The following is a 19,791-nucleotide window of genomic DNA, read 5'->3' on the forward strand; positions in this document are numbered from 1 at the left end:
ATAACTAATAAAAACCTATTGCAAATTTAAATTTAATCTCCATATTTAAGCCATGGAAGTAAAGCATTCGTTACCATTATTACCTTTAAGGGACATCGTTGTGTTTCCAAGTATGGTTATTCCATTATTTGTTGGAAGAGATAAATCTATCTCAGCACTTAATGAGGTGATGAAAAAAGAAAAAAAAATTATTTTAGTTACACAAAAAAATTCAGAAATAGATGATCCTAAAAAAACTGATATCTTTATGTACGGTTGTGAAGGAAACATTCTTCAATTACTTAAACTTCCTGATGGCACAGTCAAAGTTCTAGTTGAAGGAATTAAAAGAGTAAAGATTTTAGATTTTAAAGATAATGAAAAATTTATCACTTGTGATTACTCTCACTTTAATGATGAGAATGAAAAAAATGAAGATTTATATCCTTTAGCTGTTACAGCAGTAAGAAGATTAGAAAAACTTACATCTATAAATAAAAAAATTTCTAACGAAACAATAAATACTATTAAACAATTAAAAGACCCATCGCAAATTGCTGATAATATTGCGTCTCATTTAACAGCTACAATTTCAGAGAAACAACAGATTTTTGAAACAGCAGATATTAAGAAGAGATTAAACGCAATCATTAAGATTATGGAAAATGAAACAAGTATTATTGGAGTTGAAAAAAGAATTAGAGGAAGAGTTAAAACTCAAATGGAGAAAACTCAAAGAGAATACTATTTAAATGAACAATTGAAAGCCATTCAAAAGGAACTTGGTGAGATTGAAGATGGAAAGGATGAGAGTACAAGTTTAAATAAAGCTATTCTAAAGGCGAAAATGCCTAAAGAAGTTGAAAAGAAATGTCTTCAAGAACTTAAGAAATTAAAGAATATGAGTCCTATGTCAGCTGAAGCAACAGTTGTTAGAAACTATTTAGATTGGATGACTGAATTACCATGGCATAAAAAAAGTGAAGTAGATATAGATTTGGCTAAAGCGTTAGATATTTTAGATAAAGACCATTATGGTTTGGAAAAAATTAAAGAGAGAATAGTTGAGTTTCTTGCTGTTCAAAAAAGAATGGAAAAAATAAAAGGACCGATTTTATGTCTAGTTGGTCCTCCAGGTGTTGGTAAAACTTCTTTAGGAAAATCTATAGCTAAAGCAACTAATAGAGAATTTGTAAGAATATCTGTTGGCGGTATGAGAGATGAAGCAGAAATTAGAGGTCATAGAAGAACTTACATTGGTTCATTACCAGGAAAAATTATTCAGATGATGAAAAAAGCTGGTACGAAAAATCCTTTAATCTTATTGGATGAGATAGATAAAATTGGAAACGACTATAGAGGTGATCCTTCTTCAGCATTGCTTGAGGCATTAGACCCAGAACAGAACGTTACTTTCAATGATCATTATTTGGAAGTTGATTATGATTTATCAGATGTCATGTTTGTAACTACTGCAAATACATTAAATATTCTTCCTCCATTATTAGATAGAATGGAAGTGATTAGATTAGCTGGATACACAGAAGATGAAAAAATCAGTATTGCTAACAAATATCTTCTTCCTAAACAAATTAAAGACAATGGTGTTAAAGAGAACGAAATGAAATTAGAAGATGACTTAATAAAAGAAGTCATTAGAGGATACACTAAAGAGTCAGGTGTTAGAAATTTAGAAAGAGAAATATCAAAGTTAGCAAGAAAAGTTGTTAAGAAAGTTGTAGCTGGTGAAGAAAAAGAAGTGACAATAAGTAATAAGAATCTTTCAGATTTTCTTGGTGTTGCTAAATATAAATTTGGTGAATTAGAATCGCAAGATAAAGTAGGAATTGTTACGGGACTTGCTTGGACAGAATATGGTGGTGAAATATTAAAGATTGAAACAGTAACCATGCCTGGCAAAGGTAGAATGCAAATTACTGGTAAGCTTGGTGATGTAATGCAAGAGTCAGTTAAAGCTTCAAAATCATTTGTAAGATCAAAGTGTCTGCAGTATGGAATTATTCCACCTATATTTGAGAAGAAAGATTTCCATATCCATGTACCTGAGGGAGCAACTCCAAAAGATGGTCCCTCAGCTGGTATTGGAATGGTAACTTCAATTGTCTCGTCAATTACAAACATCCCTGTAAGAAGAGATGTGGCAATGACTGGTGAAGTAACATTAACAGGACAAGTATTAGCAATTGGAGGGTTAAAAGAAAAATTATTAGCAGCTCATAGAGCTGGTATTAAAGAAGTATTAATTCCTAAAGAAAATGAAAAAGATTTAGTAGACATGCCTAAAAAAATAATTGATGAAATCAAGATTACTCCAGTTGAATATGCTGATGAGGTTTTAAAGATTGCTTTAACAAAAGAACTGAAAAAAACTGAGTGGGTAGAAGTAGATTTATCTAAAAAAGATGATAAATCACAAGCAAGTATTCAATAATAATTAATTTACATTTTCTAATCGTTGATGTATTAGTAGCTGGTTTTTGGGCGGTTAGCTCAGTTGGTAGAGCATCTCGTTTACACCGAGGGGGTCAAAGGTTCGAGTCCTTTACTGCCCACCAAAAACCTAAAAGTGGGGGTGTAGCTCAGTTGGTTAGAGCGATCGCCTGTCACGCGATAGGTCGAGGGTTCGAGTCCCTTCACTCCCGCCACTTTATTCCTATAAAAGCACACAAAATAACATCAAATTGTTATTCACTATAACTAATAATGTGACCTATCTACACTTCATCAAGTAAAAAAAAATGATATATAGATTTCAATGTTATCCGAATTTTTAAAAGATTATTTACCAATAATATTATTTTTAATAATTGCGCTTGGCTTAAGTTGTGCATTTGTTTTGGTTAATTTTGTGCTTTCACCTAAAAATCCAGATCCAGAAAAACTATCAGCATATGAGTGTGGATTTGAACCATTTGAAGATTCTAGAATGGAATTTGATGTGAGATTTTATCTTGTAGCAATACTCTTTATTATATTTGATTTAGAGATTGCTTTTTTGTTTCCTTGGGCTGTATCACTTGGAAGTATTGGAATTTTAGGTTTTACATCGATGATGATTTTTTTATTTATCCTTACAATTGGTTTCATTTACGAGTGGAAAAAAGGTGCGTTAGACTGGGAATAGAATATGAATAATAAGTTAGATCAAGTACCTGAAGAATTTAAACAATTAGCTGAAGATTTTGGAAAAAATGGTTTTATTACAACATCTTTAGATAACTTAATTAATTGGTCTAGATCAGGATCACTTCACTGGATGACATTTGGTCTTGCATGTTGTGCTGTTGAAATGATGCAAACTGCAATGCCAAGATATGATTTGGAAAGATTTGGAGCTGCTCCAAGAGGATCACCAAGACAATCTGATGTAATGATTGTTGCGGGAACTCTAACAAACAAAATGGCTCCAGCTTTAAGAAAAGTTTATGACCAAATGCCAGAACCAAGGTATGTAATTTCTATGGGAAGCTGTGCGAATGGTGGTGGTTATTATCATTACTCATATTCAGTAGTTAGAGGTTGTGATAGAATTGTTCCAGTAGATGTGTATGTACCCGGATGTCCCCCATCTGCTGAAGCTTTATTGTACGGTGTGATGCAATTGCAAAAAAAAATTAGAAACAAAGGTTCAATAACTAGATAATGTTAAGCTCAATAGATTTAGAAAAAAAAATTAATTCGGAGTTAACTACAAAAATTAATTCAACAATTGTAAAACATAATCAAGTTTATATTGAAATTGATAAAGAAGACCTCCTAGATGTAGTTTTATTTCTGAAAACAAATAAAGATACAAAATTTAAACAATTGATTGACATAACAGCAGTTGATTATCCAGAAAACTCTAAAAGATTTAAAGTTGTTTACTTATTCCTAAGTCATGAATTTAATCAGAGAATAATTTTAAGTTATCTAATAAATGAAAATGAAATTATACCATCTTTGACATCTGTTTTCCCTTCAGCCAATTGGATGGAGAGAGAAATTTTTGATATGTATGGTATTAATTTTAAAGATCATCCTGATTTAAGAAGAATACTTACAGATTATGGTTTTGAAGGACATCCTTTACGAAAAGACTTTCCATTAACGGGTCATACAGAAGTAAGATATAGCGAAGATATGAAAAAAGTTGTTACAGAACCAGTTAAATTAGAACAAAACTTTAGAAATTTTGATTATGAAAGTCCGTGGGAAGGAACAAAATATATAAAAGAAATAACTGAAAAAAATGACAAAAAAAATTAAAAATTTAAATTTAAATTTTGGTCCACAACATCCAGCAGCACATGGTGTTTTGAGATTAATTTTAGAATTAGATGGAGAGGTTGTAGAAAAAGCTGATCCACATATTGGTTTGCTGCATAGGGGAACAGAGAAATTAATTGAAAATAAAACTTACATGCAGGCAGTTCCATATTTTGATCGTCTTGATTATGTAGCTCCCATGAACCAAGAGCACGCATTTGCATTGGCAATTGAGAAAATTTTAGATGTTGAGGTTCCTATTAGAGCTCAGTTTATAAGAGTTATCTTCTGTGAAATTGGCAGGATATTAAGTCATATTTTAAATGTCACAACTCAAGCTTTAGACGTTGGTGCATTAACGCCTTCATTATGGGGATTTGAAGAAAGAGAAACCTTAATGACTTTTTATGAAAGAGCTTCAGGATCAAGATTACATGCAAATTATTTTAGAGCTGGTGGCATTCACCAAGATCTTCCTAATGGTCTTGAAGGAGACATTGCAAAATTTTGTGATACTTTTCCAAAAATAATAAATGATCTAGAAAATTTACTAACTGATAATAGGATTTTTAAACAAAGAAATGTTGATATAGGTGTAGTTACAAAAGAAGATGCGTTAGATCATTCATTTACTGGAGTTATGATTAGAGGCTCTGGTATTCCTTGGGATTTAAGAAAATCTCAACCTTATGACTGTTACGATCAGTTAGAATTCAAAATACCAGTAGGTAAAAATGGAGATTGCTACGACAGATATTTATGCAGAATTGAAGAAATGAAAGAGAGTATATCAATAATAAAACAATGTTTATCAAAAATGGAAAAGGGACCAATTAAATCTTTAGACGGAAAAATAAGTCCTCCATCAAAAAAAGATTTAAAGCAATCTATGGAAGCTTTAATACATCATTTTAAATTATTTACTGAAGGTTACCGAGTACCAAAAGATGAAATTTATACTGCAGTTGAAGCTCCAAAGGGTGAATTTGGAGTTTACTTAATTTCTGACGGGTCGAATAAACCATATAAATGCAAAATAAGAGCGCCAGGTTTTTCTCATCTTCAATCAATGGATTACTTAATTAGAGGGCACATGCTGGCTGATGTTCCTGCAATTCTTGGTTCACTTGATATCGTCTTCGGAGAGGTAGATAGATGACATTAAGAAGAATTTCAAAAGAACAACCTGAAAATTTTGAATTTACAAAAAATAGCCTAGATGAAGCAAACAAAATAATTTCAAAATATCCAAACGGAAAACAACAAAGTGCAGTAATGGCTTTACTATACATAGCTCAAAAACAACATGATAATTGGATCCCTTTATCAGCAATGAAGTATATAGGTAAACTATTGGATATGCCTTATGTAAAAGTTTATGAGGTAGCAACATTTTATACAATGTATAATCTTTCACCTGTGGGTAAACATTTTGTGCAAGTATGTACTACAACACCTTGTATGATTAGAGGTGCTCATAAAATTGTAGAAGCTTGCAAAGAAAAAATTTCAGAAAATGAAAATGAATTAGTTAAAGAAAAAAATTGTTCTTGGATGGAAGTAGAATGTTTAGGAGCTTGTATTAATGCCCCAATGATGCAAATAAATGAAAATTATTATGAAGATTTAGATAAAGAAAAAGCTCTAAAAATTTTAGATGATGTAATAGCAGGTAAAACACCTAAACATGGTTCATTTAGAGGAAGATTAAATTCAGAACCTGAAAATAATAGAAAAACTTTATTGGATGTAAAAAATGCTTAGAGATGAAGATAGAATATTTAAAAATTTATATAATGATAGTGGTGCTGATTATCAATCAGCATTAAAAAGAGGTGATTGGTCGAATACAAAAGAAATTTGTGCTAAAGGAAGAGAATGGATAATAGAAGAAATTAAATCTTCAGAATTAAGAGGAAGAGGTGGAGCAGGATTTCCTACAGGATTAAAATGGTCTTTTGCACCAAAAGAGGTTGGTTCAAGGCCACATTATTTAGTTATTAATGCAGATGAGTCCGAACCTGGTACTTGTAAAGATAGAGATATTTTGAGGTTTGAACCTCATAAATTAATTGAAGGTTGTTTAATAGCATCTTTTGCAGTTAATGCTCACGCTTGTTACGTATATATTAGAGGTGAGTATTATAATGAAGGACAAAAATTACAAAAAGCTATTGATGAAGCATATGAAAATAAAGTTATTGGAAAAAACGCAAGTGGCACTGGATGGGATTTTGATATTTATATCCATTATGGTGCAGGTGCTTACATCTGTGGTGAAGAAACAGCTTTACTAGAAAGTTTAGAAGGTAAAAAAGGTCAACCAAGATTAAAACCTCCATTTCCAGCTTTAATTGGATTATACGGATGTCCAACAATTATTAATAACGTAGAAACGATAGCAGTTGTTCCAACAATTTTAAGAAGAGGTGGGAAATGGTTTGCAAATATTGGAAAATCTAAAAACACTGGTACAAAAATATTTTGTATATCAGGTAATGTGAACAACCCATGTAATGTTGAGGAAGAAATGGGTATTTCACTGAAAGAGTTAATAGAAACGCATGCAGGTGGTGTTATTGGTGGATGGGATAATCTACAAGCTGTAATTCCTGGTGGTTCCTCAATGCCTTTGTTACCAAAAAATATTTGTGACACAATCACAATGGATTTTGACTCATTAATGGCTGAAAAGAGTGGATTAGGTACAGCAGGTATTGTTGTTATCAATAATGATCAAGACATAATTAAGTGTATGGCAAGAATTGCAAGATTTTACAAACATGAAAGTTGTGGTCAATGTACTCCTTGCAGAGAAGGTTCTGGATGGATGTGGAGAATGCTTGAAAGAATGGCTAAAGGAGAAGCGTCTAGAGATGAGGTTGATATGTTAATGGATGTTACAAAGCAAATTGAGGGTCACACTATTTGTGCTTTTGGAGAAGGCTCATCATGGCCAGTGCAAGGATTATTAAGACACTTTAAAAAAGAAGTTGAGAAACGAAATAAGTTTGATCCAATTATTAGTGAGAACAAGGATATACCATATTTAGTTGATCAACATTTATTGGATAAAAAAAATGCCTAAATTAAAAGTTAACGACATTGAAGTTGAAGTAGAAGATGGTTTAACGGTTCTTCAAGCTTGTGAAAAAGCAGGTGTAGAAATTCCAAGATTTTGCTATCACGAAAAACTTTCTATAGCCGGAAATTGCAGAATGTGTTTAGTTGAAATGGAAAAATCTCCCAAACCTATTGCATCATGTGCAATGCCTGCAGCTGAAGGAATGAATATAAAAACTAATACTCCTAAAGTTGAAAAAGCAAGAAAGGGAGTTATGGAATTTTTGTTAGTTAATCATCCCTTAGACTGTCCAGTATGTGATCAAGGTGGTGAATGCGATCTACAAGATCAATCAATGTTTTATGGTGTTGATAAATCTAGATTTAAAGAAAATAAAAGATCAGTACCAGATAAAAATATGGGTCCTTTGATCAAAACTCAGATGACAAGATGTATACATTGCACAAGATGTGTGAGATTTGCAACTGAAATTGCCGGTGTTCCAGAAATTGGAGCGATTGGTAGAGGAGAAGATATGCAAATAACCACATACTTAGAACAATCAATGCAGTCAGAATTATCAGCAAATGTTGTAGACTTATGTCCTGTTGGAGCGCTTACTTCTAAACCTTATGTGTTTGAAGCTAGACCTTGGGAACTAAAAAAAACTGAAACTGTAGATGTGATGGATGCAGTAGGAAGCAATATTAGAGTAGACACTTATGGGTGGGAAGTAAAAAGAGTTTTACCGATAATTAATGAGGATATAAATGAAGAATGGATTTCAGATAAAACAAGATATGCTTGTGACGGTTTATTAAATCAAAGATTAGACAAACCTTACATAAAGAAAAATGTAAAATTTGAGGAGAGTAGTTGGAATGAAGTAAATAAAATAATTGTCGATAAACTAAAAAATACTTCAAAAGAAAAAGTTTGTGGTTTTGTAGGTGATCTAACAAACATGGAAACATCATTTATACTTAAAGAATTTTTTGATAGAGTTTTAGAGACAAAAGCTTACGAAACAAGATCAGAAGATAGATATATAAATAATTCTGATAGAAAAAATTATTTATTTAACTCAACAATTAATGGAATAGAGGATTCAGATTTAATATTTTTAGTTGGAGCAAATCCAAGATTTGAAGCAACAATAGTTAATGCAAGAATTAGAAAAGCATTTCTAAATAATAAAACAAAAATAATATCCTTAAACGATGCTGGAGATTTAACTTATCCTTACACTCAATTAGATGGAAAAACTTCAACAATCAAAAATATTATTGAAGACAATCATGATGTTTCAAAATTAATTAAAGATGCACAAAATCCATTAATTATAATTGGAGAGTCATTATTAAAATCTGATTCTTCTGAATATGTAATGACTTCATTACAAAAATTTTTAACAGATAATAATAAAATCAACGATAATTGGAATTCATTTAATATTTTAACATGTGATGCCTCAACAGTTGGCAACATTGATTTAGATTTAATTAATTTAGAAAAAGGATATTTTAAAAATAATATTTTAGACAATTTAAAAAATAATCAGTACGAAATTGTATTTCTTGTTGGCCAAGATAATTTAAGTTTTAAAAAAACAAATGAATTTGTTATTTATATTGGAAGTCATGGAGATAAAGGTGCGGAGATAGCAGATGTAATTTTACCAGGTTCAGCTTACACAGAACAATCAGGTTATTTTACAAATTTAGAAGGTAGATTGCAAAAAGCATATAAAGCTTCCTATCCACCAAATCAATCAAAGGAAGATTGGGAAATTATAAATAATTTAGCCGAACAAATGAATAATCGTAAACTATTTAACGACAAAGATGAATTAGAAAGCAGCATGCTCAATTATTTAAAACTTAAAAAAGAAAAAAATAAAAATTCTGAAGTTTCAGTAAGTAACTTTGTTGATGAAACAATTAATATAAATGTAAAAGATTATTACTTCTCAAATGTGATTGCTAGATCATCAAAAACTATGGTTGAGTGCAATAATTCTAAAATGGAAATTAAAAAAACAGGGACTGAAGGATAATAAATGGAATATTTTAATGTTTTATTTAATGAAGTTTATAAAATTCTATTTTTATTAGTTCCAGTATTAGTTTCAGTTGCAATGATTGTTTGGCTCGATAGAAGGGTTTGGGCTTTTGTTCAAAAGAGAAGAGGACCAAATGTTGTAGGACCATTTGGCTTGCTTCAATCTTTAGCTGATGCGCTTAAATACATTTTTAAAGAAATTATAATTCCTGCAAGTTCAAATAAAGTTATTTTTATTTTGGCTCCAATTGTAACTATGACATTAGCATTAATTGCTTGGGCCGTTATTCCTTTTAGCGAAACTCAAGTATTAGCAGATATCAATGTTGGTATTCTTTATATCTTTGCAGTTTCTTCATTAGGTGTTTATGGAATAATCATGGGCGGCTGGGCTTCAAATTCAAAATATCCTTTTTTAGGTTCAATTAGATCTGCAGCTCAAATGGTTTCCTATGAAGTTTCTATAGGAGTAATTATCATAAATGTATTACTTTGTGTTGGTTCATTAAATTTGAATGATATTGTCATTGCACAACAAAATATGTGGTTTGTTATCCCATTATTTCCAATGTTTGTGATATTTTTTATTTCAGCACTTGCAGAAACCAATAGACCTCCATTTGATTTACCTGAGGCTGAGGCAGAATTAGTTGCTGGTTATCAAACAGAATATTCAGGAATGATGTATGCAATGTTTTGGTTGGGTGAGTACGCCAACATATTGTTAATGTGTGCATTAGGTTCAATTTTATTTTTAGGTGGTTGGCTTTCTCCTATTGAAATTTACCCATTTAATTTAGTTCCAGGTGCAATTTGGTTAATATTGAAAATTCTATTACTATTCATATTGTTTGCTTTGGTAAAAGCAATAGTTCCCAGATATAGATATGATCAATTAATGAGATTAGGATGGAAAATATTTTTACCATTGTCCTTAATATATGTTGTATTAACAGCTAGTTTTTTATTTTATTTTAACCTTTTACCAACAAATTAATTATGAAGTTATCTAGATTTTTTAAAACAATATTCATGGTAGATTTTATTTCTGGATTATTGATTGCTATAAAAGAATTATTCTCTTCCAAAAAAACTATTAACTATCCATTTGAAAAAGGAAAAATTAGCCCAAGATTTAGAGGCGAGCATGCTTTAAGAAGATATCCCAATGGAGAAGAAAGATGTATTGCTTGTAAATTATGTGAAGCAGTATGTCCTGCTCAAGCAATTACCATTGAGTCTGCTCAAAGAGAAGATGGAAGCAGAAAAACCACAAGATATGACATTGATATGATGAAATGTATTTACTGTGGTTTATGTGAAGAAGCATGCCCTGTTGATGCTATTGTTCAGGGTCCAAATTTTGAATTTTCAACAGAAACTAGAGAGGAACTCTATTACACTAAAGAAAAACTTTTAGAAAATGGAGACAGATGGGAGAATGTTTTAGCTGCAAATATTAAAGCAGATAATCCATATAGATAAAATGCTAGCTCACACGATATTTTTTTATATATTTTCAATAATTGCAGTTGTTTCAGCAATAATGGTGACTGTCTCTAAAAACACAGTTCACTCTGTTTTTTTTTTAATCTTAGATTTTATTAGTATTTCTTGTCTATTTATTATGATTGGTGCCGAATTTTTAGGCATGATAATGCTAATTGTTTATGTAGGAGCTGTAGCCGTTCTTTTTTTATTCGTTGTGATGATGCTTAATGTTGCACAACAGAAAAATCAATGGTTCGCATCCCAAGAAAACTCAGGTCATATACCTATGGGATTAATTATAAGCACAGTTATATTTTTTGAATTAATCATAGTTATTGGTGGATGGAAATATAAACCTGACCTATTAGAAATAAGCAATATTTCAGTTTCTCAAGATGTAAGTAATACTCATTCATTAGGAGCTGTTTTGTATACAGATTATATCCACATATTCCAATTAAGTGGAATGATACTACTTGTTGCAATGATAGGAGCGATTGTTCTTACATTTAGACAAAGATCAGGTATTAAAAAACAAAGTTATTTTAAACAAATATCAAGAGAAAGATCTGAAGGTGTTGATGTTGTTGAAGTAGAATCTAACAAAGGAGTTAAAATAGATGGCTGAGATAGGTCTAGGACATTATTTAACTCTTGGAGCTGTAATTTTTTCAATTGGTGTAATTGGAATTTTTCTTAATAGAAAGAACATTATCGTAATACTAATGAGTATTGAGCTAATTCTATTAGCAGTAAATATTAATTTAGTGTCTTTTTCAATTTTTTTAAATGATATTGCTGGTCAAGTCTTTACACTTTTTATTTTAACAGTTGCTGCTGCAGAGGCTGCAATTGGTTTAGCAATTATTGTTGTTTACTATAGAAACTCTGGAACAATTAGAGTTGAAGAAATTGATAAATTAAAAGGATAATAAAATGGAATTAGCAATAATATTTCTTCCTTTAATTGCATCAATTATTTCAGGATTTTTTGGAAGATTTATAGGCGATAGAAATTCAGAAATTGTAACAAGTTTATTAGTATCAATTTCAGCATTGTTCTCTATTTATATTTTTTATCAAGTAATGGTTGATGGTTTTCAAGAAAATATTGTAATTGCTACATGGATTAACTCTGGGGAATTAAATGTTAATTGGTCAATGAATATAGACCCACTTTCTGCAGTAATGCTAGTTGTTGTAACTTCAGTATCGGCCTTGGTTCATGTTTACTCAATTGGATACATGTCTCATGATCCACATAAACCAAGATTTATGGCTTACTTATCTTTATTTACATTTGCCATGTTGATGCTTGTAACTTCTGATAATTTTATTCAATTGTTTTTTGGTTGGGAAGGAGTTGGTTTATGTTCTTATTTTCTAATTGGTTTTTGGTTTAAAAAAGAGTCTGCCAATGCTGCAGCAATAAAAGCATTTGTTGTTAATAGAGTAGGTGATTTTGGTTTTGCCTTAGGAATATTTTTAGTTTTCTATTTATTTGGAACTGTAAATTATTCAGAAGTCTTTGAACAAATTCCCACAATTACAGAAAATAATTTAAACTTCTTAGGATTTGATATCAATGCAATCGATTTAATTTGTTTACTTTTATTTATAGGTGCGATGGGTAAGTCTGCACAAATATTATTACATACTTGGTTACCAGATGCAATGGAAGGACCAACACCCGTGTCAGCTTTAATTCATGCAGCAACCATGGTTACTGCAGGAGTTTTTTTAGTAGTTAGATGCTCACCTATTTATGAATATTCTGAATTAGCATTAAATTTGATTACTATAGTAGGAATGACAACAGCTCTTTTTGCGGCATCAGTAGCTATAGTTCAAACAGATATAAAAAAAATTATTGCTTATTCAACTTGTAGCCAACTTGGATACATGTTTTTTGCAACAGGTGTTGGAGCTTATAATATTGCAATGTTTCATTTATTTACTCATGCTTTTTTTAAGGCTCTGTTATTTTTAGGATCTGGCTCTGTAATTCATGCATTTAAAGATGAGCAGGACATAAATGAAATGGGTGGTGTATGGAAACACTTACCTTACACTTATGCAATGATGATCATTGGCACTCTTGCATTAACGGGTTTCCCTTTGTTGTCTGGTTTTTATTCAAAAGATGCAATTATTGAATTTGCTTATTTAAGGGACAATACTGTTGGATATTATGCTGCTGGTATAGGAATTTTTACTGCGTTTTTAACTTCAATTTATTCATGGAGATTAATTTTTAAAACTTTTCATGGTGAATACAATAATAAGAAAATGAAAATTTCAGAGACACACGAGTCCCCTTTAGTGATGTTGATACCCTTAGTTCTTTTATCTATAGGGGCAATTTTTGCAGGTATGCTATTTAAAGATTTGTTTGTTAGCAATGGTGTTGACAGTTTTTGGAAAAATTCTGTATTTTTTTTAGAACCTTTAAGTTCAGAACATCCACCAACATGGTTTTTATTACTAACACCGATTTTAGTCACTTTATCAATACCTATCTCGTATTATTTATTTGTTAAGAATAAAGAGATAGTTGATGGTATAGTAAGAGTTAATCAGCCATTATATAAATTTTTAAAGAACAAATGGTATTTTGATGAATTGTATGAACTTCTGTTTATCAAATCTTCAAAAAAAATAGGATCTTTTCTTTGGAAATTCTGTGATGTTAAAATTATTGATGGCTTTGGCCCTGACGGCATTTCTTCATTAATAAAAAGGTTTTCACAAAAAGCTAATAAATTTCAAAGTGGATTTATATATCAGTATGCATTTGTAATGTTATTAGGTTTTTCTGCTTTATTAACTTTATTGATTGTAAAATAAAAAATGAATTTTCCTATCCTTTCTTCATTAATTTTATTACCAACAATTGGTTCACTATTTTTATTTTTTTCAAAAGATAAACCGAACAATAATCAAACAATAAAATATGTAGCTTTATTTACATCAATAGTTAATTTTTTAATTTCAGTTTATCTATGGTATCAATTTGACCCAACAACATCTGATTTTCAATTTGTAGAAGATAGACAATGGATTAAAGGTTTTATTAATTACAAAGTAGGTATTGATGGAATTTCAATATTATTCATTGTTTTAACAACATTTATCACTCCACTTTGTATTCTTTCAGTAAATAATACAGTCAAAAATAGACTTAGAGATTTTCTAATAGCAATTCTCATCATGGAAAGTTTTATGATAGGTGTATTTTGCGCATTAGATTTAGTTATTTTTTATCTATTCTTTGAGGCAGGATTAATTCCTATGTTTTTAATCATTGGAATATGGGGTGGGCCGAGAAGAGTATATTCAGCATTTAAGTTTTTCTTGTACACACTTTTAGGCTCTGTCTTGATGTTAGTTGCAATAATTTCAATTTATTGGATAAATGGAACAACAGATGTAGTTAAACTGTATGAACTAGGCATTGATACTAAATATCAAAATTTATTATGGTTAGCATTTTTCAGTTCATTTGCTGTTAAAACTCCAATGTGGCCAGTTCACACATGGCTTCCAGATGCTCACGTTGAAGCTCCAACAGCTGGCTCTGTTTTACTAGCAGCTATCCTTTTGAAAATGGCCGGATATGGCTTTATTAGATTTTCTCTAGGTTTATTTCCTGAAGCTTCAGAAATATTTACACCATTAATCTATACTCTAAGTGTTATAGCAATCATATTCACATCATTAATTGCTTTAATACAAGAAGATATGAAAAAACTTATTGCATATTCCTCAGTCGCTCATATGGGTTTTGTAACTTTAGGAATATTCACAATACAACAGCAAGGAATTGAAGGAAGTATTATTCAAATGATAAGTCATGGATTAGTTTCTGCTGCACTCTTTTTATGTGTGGGTGTTGTTTATGACAGAATGCACTCAAGATTAATAAGCACTTATGGAGGTATTGTAACTTTAGTTCCTAAATATACAGTATTATTCATGATTTTCACTCTAGCTGCTTTAGGTTTACCAGGCACAAGTGGATTTATCGGAGAATTTTTGATTTTGATGGGTGCGTTTAAAGACAATTTCTTAGTGGCAGTTTTAGCAAGCTTAGGTGTAATCTTAGGAGCTGCTTATATGCTTTGGTTATATAAAAGAGTAGTTTTTGGAAAATTAATTAATGAAGAATTAAAAAAACTAACAGATTTGAATAAATCAGAAATTGTAATTTTAATATCTTTAGCAATACCAACTTTATTTTTTGGATTTTATCCAGAACCTTTAATGAACACTATTGAGGTTTCTGTTAAAAATTTAATAGATATGTATAACTTTAATATAAATTAATATGGAAAACTTAAATTTAGTATTACCTGAAATATTTATATCCTTAGCTATAATGTTTTTATTGATTTTAGGAGTATTTAAAAAAGATAGTTCAAAACTTATTCATAACTTTTCTTTAATAATATTACTAATTACTGGTGGTATCATTTTTAACGAAACCTTAACTGTTGAAAATACATTGTTGTTCAATGGAAGTGTTGTAATTGATTATTTAGCATCATTTATGAAGTTTATAACGATTATTGCTGCTTTGATGGCTCTAATTGTTTCCTCAAATTATTTGAAAACTTTTAAAATATTAAAGATTGAATACCCAATATTAGTAATTTGTGCCGTTTTAGGAATGATGGTTATGATTAGTTCGAACGATTTAATTGTATTTTATATTGGTTTAGAGCTTCAATCATTATCATTATATGTCCTTTCATCATTTAACAGAGATGAAGTAAAATCTTCTGAAGCAGGTTTGAAATATTTTGTTTTAAGCGCATTATCTTCAGGCCTTTTATTGTATGGCTGTTCATTAATTTATGGTTTTTCTGGATCAACAAATTTTGAAATAATTGCTAACAATTTAGACTCAGACCAATATGCTCTCACCTTTGGTATTGTGTTTATTTTAGTTGGACTTGCATTTAAAATTTCAGCAGTACCATTTCATATGTGGGCACCTGATGTTTATGAGGGTTCTCCAACATCAGTAACCTTATTTTTTACAATTGTTCCTAAAATTGCAGCATTAACTGTATTTATTAGATTTCTTTATGTACCATTTATTAATCTGATCGACCAATGGCAAATGATATTAATCTTTCTTTCAATTGCCTCAATGGTCTTTGGAGCAGTAGCAGCTATCGGACAAAAAAATATTAAACGCCTAATAGCTTATAGTTCAATTAGTCATATTGGTTATGCATTAGCCGGATTAACAACTGGTACCAATGAAGGAATACAAAGTTCAGTAATATATATAACAATTTATTTTGTAATGAACTTAGGACTTTTCTCTTGTCTTTTAATGTTAAAAAGAAATGATCAATATTATGAAACATTAGATGATCTGTCAGGTTTGTCTAAAAATCATCCATTATTATCTTTATCACTTTTGGTGATACTATTTTCACTAGCAGGTATACCGCCATTAGCAGGTTTCTTTGCTAAATTTTATGTGTTCATGGCAGTAATTGAACAATCAATGTATTTCTTAGCTATAGTTGGTTTGCTATCAACAGTAATTGCAGCATTTTATTATTTGAGAATAATAAAAATAATTTACTTTGATCAAGAAAAAGAAAAATATGATTCAGATCATAGCTTTTGGTTAAAATTTTCTCTTACAGTTTCAACAATATTGATTTTGATTTACTTCATCTTCCCAAGTCAAATAATTGATGTAGTTTCAAGAATTAATATTATTTAATGAAACTAAAACAATTTAATTTTGTTAAAGTTAACAGCACTAATCAAACAGCAATAAGGATATTAAAAAAATCTGATACTGATTTTGGTATAATCATTACAGAAACACAAAAAAAAGGAAAAGGACAATATGGAAGAAAATGGATTTCATATAAGGGAAATATTTTTTTAACTATATTTTACAAACTTGAGAAGATTAATTTTACAATAAACAAATTAACTAAAACAAATTGTTTATTAGTGAAGAAAGTCATATCTAAGTACTATAAGAAAAAAATATCATTTAAATCACCAAACGATTTATTGATCAAAAAAAAAAAGATATGTGGAATTTTACAAGAAAAAATTGAAAAATTAGATCAAAACTATTTGATTGTAGGAATAGGATTGAATTTAATTAGAAGCCCAAAAATTAAGAATTATCCCACAACTAATTTATTAGAGTTAACCAAATATAAAATTGATAAAAAAATGTTTCAAAATCAATTAAAAATAACTTTTGAGAAATTTTTATCAAAGTACTATAAATCTTAAAATGTTATTACTAGGTGATATAGGAAATACAGATACAAAAATTTGCTTAATAAATGATAACTTAAAGATTGTTAAAAGAGTTATTATATCGAGTAAAAAATTTAAAAGAGGAGAATTGAACTCTTTTTTTAAGCACATTGATTTCAATCCAATTAAAAAAATTCTTTTTTGTAGTGTTGTGCCTAAAACATATAAAGAAATAAAGAAATTTATTTCAAAAAAAACTCAAACTAGATGCTATGAATTAAAGGAATTAAATTTAAAATCTTTCTTAAAAATTGATGTCAATTATAAACAAGTAGGATCAGATAGATTAGCTAATGCAATTAGTCTTGTTGATAAAAGAAAGAATTTTATTATTTTAGATTTTGGCACAGCAACTACATTTGATGTATTAATTGGTAATAATTATAAAGGTGGAATCATTTCACCTGGTATTGAATTATCGCTTAAAACTCTTTCTGATAAAGCATCGCTAATTCCAAAAATAAATTTAACAAAAATATCTAAAGTTATAGGTAAAGACACTATTTCAGCTGTTAGATCAGGTTTTTTTTGGGGATATGCTGGATTAATTGACAATGTGATAAAATTAATTAAGAAGGAAACCAGAAAATCTTTTCAAATTATATTAACTGGTGGATTTTCTGAGTTATACAAAAATTCAATTAAAACTAAAGTAAAACAAGATACTAATATTACAATCAATGGCCTTATTAAATCTTCAAAGTTAATAAAATAGAATGAAAGACGAATTTTTATTTTGCCCATTAGGTGGCTCTGGTGAGATAGGTATGAACATGAACTTATTTGGTTATGGTCAGCCAGGTAATCATAAATGGATCATGGTAGACATTGGGGTAACATTTGCTGATGATACTATACCAGGTGTTGACTTGATTTATCCTGACCCAGGATTTATTCAAGAAAGAAAAGAAAATCTTTTGGGAATTGTTTTAACCCATGCACATGAAGATCATATCGGTGCAGTTGCACATTTGTGGCCAAAGCTAAAGTGTAAAATCTATGCAACTCCATTTACAGCTGTTTTAATAAGAGAAAAATTTAGAGAAAAACATATTGATGTTACAAACGACTTACAGATTGTAGAATTAAATGGAAAAGTTGATTTGAAGCCTTTTGAGGTTGAGTATATTACTTTAACTCACTCAATTTTAGAGCCTAATGGACTTAAGATAAAAACACCAGCTGGTGTAGTTTTACATACAGGAGATTGGAAAGTTGATCCTAATCCTTTAATTGGTGACAATATTAATTCCAAAAGATTGAAAGAAATAGGTGACGAAGGAGTTCTTGCAATGATTTGTGATTCAACAAATGTTTTTAGCGCTGGAAGATCAGGATCTGAAGCAGATGTTAGAAAAAATATGTTGAATATTATGAGCAGATTAAAAAAAAGAATAATCATAACATCTTTTGCTTCTAACGTTGCTAGAATGGAGACAGCTTTTTATTGTGCAGAAAAAACGGGAAGACAAATTTCTTTAGTTGGTAGATCAATGCATAGAATTTATAAAGCGGCAAGACAATGTGGATATTTGAAAAACACAATTGAACCAATTGATCCAAGAGAAGCAAAAAACATTTCTAGAGAAAAAATGGTTTATCTTTGCACAGGTAGCCAAGGAGAGCCCATGGGTGCTATGATGAGAATCTCAAGCTACACTCATCCTGATGTTTTTATTGAAAAAGGAGATGCTGTGATATTTTCATCAAAAATTATTCCTGGAAACGAAAAGAAACTTTATAAACTTCATAATCAATTGGTTAAAGATGGTATTGAGGTTATTTCGGAGGAAAGTGAATTTATACATGTATCAGGTCATCCAAATCGAGAAGACTTAAAGGATATGTATGATTGGGTGAAACCAAAGTGCGTTATTCCTGTACATGGAGAACATAGACATTTGATTGAACATATTAATTTTGCAAAAGAAATGCAGGTCCCATATCCCGTTCAGGTCGAGAATGGTGATATAGTAAAATTAGCTCCAGGAGATAAACCAGAAATTTACGATAAAGCACCAAGCGGAAGACTATATCTTGATGGATCTGTAAGTGTTGAAGAAGACAGTCAATCAATAAAAGAAAGGAAAAATTTGAGTGCTAATGGATATTTAGAAATTACAATTATGGTTACTCCAAAAGGAAATATACATAATAACCCTATAGTATCTTTTAAGGGTCTTCCAATTTTTGAAAAAGAGGAATTTGTATATGGTATGGAAGATGAAATTGAAAGAACTACCAGAACTTTCAAATTAGGAAGTAAACAACAAGAACACAATTTGATTGATGCACTTAAAATTGCTTGCAGAAAATTTTCGAAAGATAAAACCGGTAAAAAACCATATACAAATATTAATATAGTTAAAATTTAATGAGCGTAACTGGTCTTGCAATTTTATATGTAATTATTTGGTGGATCGTTTTTTTTTCAATATTACCAATTGATGTAGATAGAAATAAACCTATTGAAGTGGAAGGTGAAGACTCTGGATCACCTCAAAATCCAAAGATGTTAAAAAAATTTTTTCTTTGCACATTAATTACATCAGTAATTTTCGGAATTCTTTATGTATTAATGAGGTTTGAATATTTAAATTTAAGGAATATGATAAGTTAAA

Annotated in this window: 19 protein-coding genes and 2 tRNA genes; all 21 read left to right on the forward strand. The window is 30.0% G+C overall.

The window, feature by feature from the left end; genetic code table 11:
• The first annotated feature begins 52 nt into the window (after positions 1–52).
• The 21 genes from lon (at position 53) to ACTT90_RS03205 (ending at position 19,790) form a co-directional block, all read left to right on the forward strand.
• Positions 53–2,431: an endopeptidase La gene (gene lon, locus ACTT90_RS03105; protein ID WP_440937389.1), complete on the forward strand. Its 2,379-nt coding sequence runs from the start codon at positions 53–55 to the stop codon at positions 2,429–2,431.
• A gap of 48 nt (positions 2,432–2,479) precedes the next feature.
• Positions 2,480–2,555, forward strand: a tRNA-Val gene (locus ACTT90_RS03110).
• A 13-nt stretch (positions 2,556–2,568) separates the two neighbouring features.
• Positions 2,569–2,645: transfer RNA gene (locus tag ACTT90_RS03115), tRNA-Asp, on the forward strand.
• Between the two features lie 110 nt (positions 2,646–2,755).
• The gene (locus ACTT90_RS03120; protein WP_014953138.1) at positions 2,756–3,124 is read left to right on the forward strand and encodes an NADH-quinone oxidoreductase subunit A; all 369 of its coding nucleotides are present in this window, start codon (positions 2,756–2,758) and stop codon (positions 3,122–3,124) included.
• 3 nt (positions 3,125–3,127) lie between these two features.
• Positions 3,128–3,643, forward strand: a complete 516-nt coding sequence (locus ACTT90_RS03125; RefSeq protein ID WP_440937390.1) for a NuoB/complex I 20 kDa subunit family protein — start codon at positions 3,128–3,130, stop codon at positions 3,641–3,643.
• Entirely contained in the window at positions 3,643–4,248 is a 606-nt protein-coding gene (locus ACTT90_RS03130) for an NADH-quinone oxidoreductase subunit C (RefSeq protein ID WP_440937391.1), read from the forward strand. The genes ACTT90_RS03125 and ACTT90_RS03130 overlap by 1 nt, the downstream gene beginning before the upstream one ends.
• Entirely contained in the window at positions 4,232–5,407 is a 1,176-nt protein-coding gene (locus ACTT90_RS03135; protein WP_440937392.1) for an NADH-quinone oxidoreductase subunit D, read from the forward strand. The genes ACTT90_RS03130 and ACTT90_RS03135 overlap by 17 nt, the downstream gene beginning before the upstream one ends.
• Positions 5,404–6,012, forward strand: a complete 609-nt coding sequence (nuoE, locus tag ACTT90_RS03140) for an NADH-quinone oxidoreductase subunit NuoE (protein WP_440937393.1) — start codon at positions 5,404–5,406, stop codon at positions 6,010–6,012. Before ACTT90_RS03135 ends, nuoE begins: the two co-directional genes overlap by 4 nt.
• Positions 6,005–7,336, forward strand: coding sequence for an NADH-quinone oxidoreductase subunit NuoF (nuoF, locus tag ACTT90_RS03145; RefSeq protein WP_440937394.1), 1,332 nt, complete (start codon positions 6,005–6,007; stop codon positions 7,334–7,336). The genes nuoE and nuoF overlap by 8 nt, the downstream gene beginning before the upstream one ends.
• A complete protein-coding gene (nuoG, locus tag ACTT90_RS03150) occupies positions 7,329–9,368 on the forward strand; it encodes an NADH-quinone oxidoreductase subunit NuoG (protein WP_440937395.1) in 2,040 nt (679 codons plus the stop codon). Before nuoF ends, nuoG begins: the two co-directional genes overlap by 8 nt.
• Before the next feature lie 3 nt (positions 9,369–9,371).
• Entirely contained in the window at positions 9,372–10,370 is a 999-nt protein-coding gene (gene nuoH, locus ACTT90_RS03155; protein ID WP_440937396.1) for an NADH-quinone oxidoreductase subunit NuoH, read from the forward strand.
• A gap of 2 nt (positions 10,371–10,372) precedes the next feature.
• Positions 10,373–10,858: an NADH-quinone oxidoreductase subunit NuoI gene (gene nuoI, locus ACTT90_RS03160; RefSeq protein WP_440937397.1), complete on the forward strand. Its 486-nt coding sequence runs from the start codon at positions 10,373–10,375 to the stop codon at positions 10,856–10,858.
• Position 10,859: 1 nt separating this feature from the next.
• The gene (locus ACTT90_RS03165; RefSeq protein ID WP_440937398.1) at positions 10,860–11,492 is read left to right on the forward strand and encodes an NADH-quinone oxidoreductase subunit J; all 633 of its coding nucleotides are present in this window, start codon (positions 10,860–10,862) and stop codon (positions 11,490–11,492) included.
• Positions 11,485–11,796, forward strand: a complete 312-nt coding sequence (nuoK, locus tag ACTT90_RS03170) for an NADH-quinone oxidoreductase subunit NuoK (RefSeq protein ID WP_014953148.1) — start codon at positions 11,485–11,487, stop codon at positions 11,794–11,796. The genes ACTT90_RS03165 and nuoK overlap by 8 nt, the downstream gene beginning before the upstream one ends.
• Positions 11,797–11,800: 4 nt before the next feature.
• A complete protein-coding gene (gene nuoL, locus ACTT90_RS03175) occupies positions 11,801–13,711 on the forward strand; it encodes an NADH-quinone oxidoreductase subunit L (RefSeq protein WP_440937399.1) in 1,911 nt (636 codons plus the stop codon).
• Positions 13,712–13,714: 3 nt separating this feature from the next.
• Positions 13,715–15,190, forward strand: coding sequence for an NADH-quinone oxidoreductase subunit M (locus ACTT90_RS03180; protein ID WP_440937400.1), 1,476 nt, complete (start codon positions 13,715–13,717; stop codon positions 15,188–15,190).
• Between the two features lies 1 nt (position 15,191).
• Positions 15,192–16,610: an NADH-quinone oxidoreductase subunit NuoN gene (gene nuoN / locus ACTT90_RS03185; RefSeq protein WP_440937401.1), complete on the forward strand. Its 1,419-nt coding sequence runs from the start codon at positions 15,192–15,194 to the stop codon at positions 16,608–16,610.
• On the forward strand, positions 16,610–17,143 hold the full coding sequence (locus ACTT90_RS03190; protein WP_440937402.1) for a biotin--[acetyl-CoA-carboxylase] ligase: 534 nt from the start codon (positions 16,610–16,612) through the stop codon (positions 17,141–17,143). The genes nuoN and ACTT90_RS03190 overlap by 1 nt, the downstream gene beginning before the upstream one ends.
• 1 nt (position 17,144) lies before the next feature.
• On the forward strand, positions 17,145–17,885 hold the full coding sequence (locus ACTT90_RS03195) for a type III pantothenate kinase (RefSeq protein WP_440937403.1): 741 nt from the start codon (positions 17,145–17,147) through the stop codon (positions 17,883–17,885).
• Position 17,886: 1 nt separating this feature from the next.
• A complete protein-coding gene (locus tag ACTT90_RS03200; RefSeq protein WP_440937404.1) occupies positions 17,887–19,545 on the forward strand; it encodes a ribonuclease J in 1,659 nt (552 codons plus the stop codon).
• Positions 19,545–19,790, forward strand: coding sequence for a DUF1467 family protein (locus ACTT90_RS03205; protein ID WP_440937405.1), 246 nt, complete (start codon positions 19,545–19,547; stop codon positions 19,788–19,790). The genes ACTT90_RS03200 and ACTT90_RS03205 overlap by 1 nt, the downstream gene beginning before the upstream one ends.
• Position 19,791: the final 1 nt, after the last annotated feature.

This window comes from Candidatus Pelagibacter sp. (assembly GCF_052049935.1).
Lineage (GTDB): Bacteria > Pseudomonadota > Alphaproteobacteria > Pelagibacterales > Pelagibacteraceae > Pelagibacter.

Bases quoted from the DNA above. Each gene is read 5' to 3' on its own strand.
- lon (WP_440937389.1), top strand. From the start codon at position 53: ATGGAAGTAAAGCATTCGTTACCATTATTACCTTTAAGGGACATCGTT.
- ACTT90_RS03120 (WP_014953138.1), top strand. From the start codon at position 2,756: ATGTTATCCGAATTTTTAAAAGATTATTTACCAATAATATTATTTTTA.
- ACTT90_RS03125 (WP_440937390.1), top strand. From the start codon at position 3,128: ATGAATAATAAGTTAGATCAAGTACCTGAAGAATTTAAACAATTAGCT.
- ACTT90_RS03130 (WP_440937391.1), top strand. From the start codon at position 3,643: ATGTTAAGCTCAATAGATTTAGAAAAAAAAATTAATTCGGAGTTAACT.
- ACTT90_RS03135 (WP_440937392.1), top strand. From the start codon at position 4,232: ATGACAAAAAAAATTAAAAATTTAAATTTAAATTTTGGTCCACAACAT.
- nuoE (WP_440937393.1), top strand. From the start codon at position 5,404: ATGACATTAAGAAGAATTTCAAAAGAACAACCTGAAAATTTTGAATTT.
- nuoF (WP_440937394.1), top strand. From the start codon at position 6,005: ATGCTTAGAGATGAAGATAGAATATTTAAAAATTTATATAATGATAGT.
- nuoG (WP_440937395.1), top strand. From the start codon at position 7,329: ATGCCTAAATTAAAAGTTAACGACATTGAAGTTGAAGTAGAAGATGGT.
- nuoH (WP_440937396.1), top strand. From the start codon at position 9,372: ATGGAATATTTTAATGTTTTATTTAATGAAGTTTATAAAATTCTATTT.
- nuoI (WP_440937397.1), top strand. From the start codon at position 10,373: ATGAAGTTATCTAGATTTTTTAAAACAATATTCATGGTAGATTTTATT.
- ACTT90_RS03165 (WP_440937398.1), top strand. From the start codon at position 10,860: ATGCTAGCTCACACGATATTTTTTTATATATTTTCAATAATTGCAGTT.
- nuoK (WP_014953148.1), top strand. From the start codon at position 11,485: ATGGCTGAGATAGGTCTAGGACATTATTTAACTCTTGGAGCTGTAATT.
- nuoL (WP_440937399.1), top strand. From the start codon at position 11,801: ATGGAATTAGCAATAATATTTCTTCCTTTAATTGCATCAATTATTTCA.
- ACTT90_RS03180 (WP_440937400.1), top strand. From the start codon at position 13,715: ATGAATTTTCCTATCCTTTCTTCATTAATTTTATTACCAACAATTGGT.
- nuoN (WP_440937401.1), top strand. From the start codon at position 15,192: ATGGAAAACTTAAATTTAGTATTACCTGAAATATTTATATCCTTAGCT.
- ACTT90_RS03190 (WP_440937402.1), top strand. From the start codon at position 16,610: ATGAAACTAAAACAATTTAATTTTGTTAAAGTTAACAGCACTAATCAA.
- ACTT90_RS03195 (WP_440937403.1), top strand. From the start codon at position 17,145: ATGTTATTACTAGGTGATATAGGAAATACAGATACAAAAATTTGCTTA.
- ACTT90_RS03200 (WP_440937404.1), top strand. From the start codon at position 17,887: ATGAAAGACGAATTTTTATTTTGCCCATTAGGTGGCTCTGGTGAGATA.
- ACTT90_RS03205 (WP_440937405.1), top strand. From the start codon at position 19,545: ATGAGCGTAACTGGTCTTGCAATTTTATATGTAATTATTTGGTGGATC.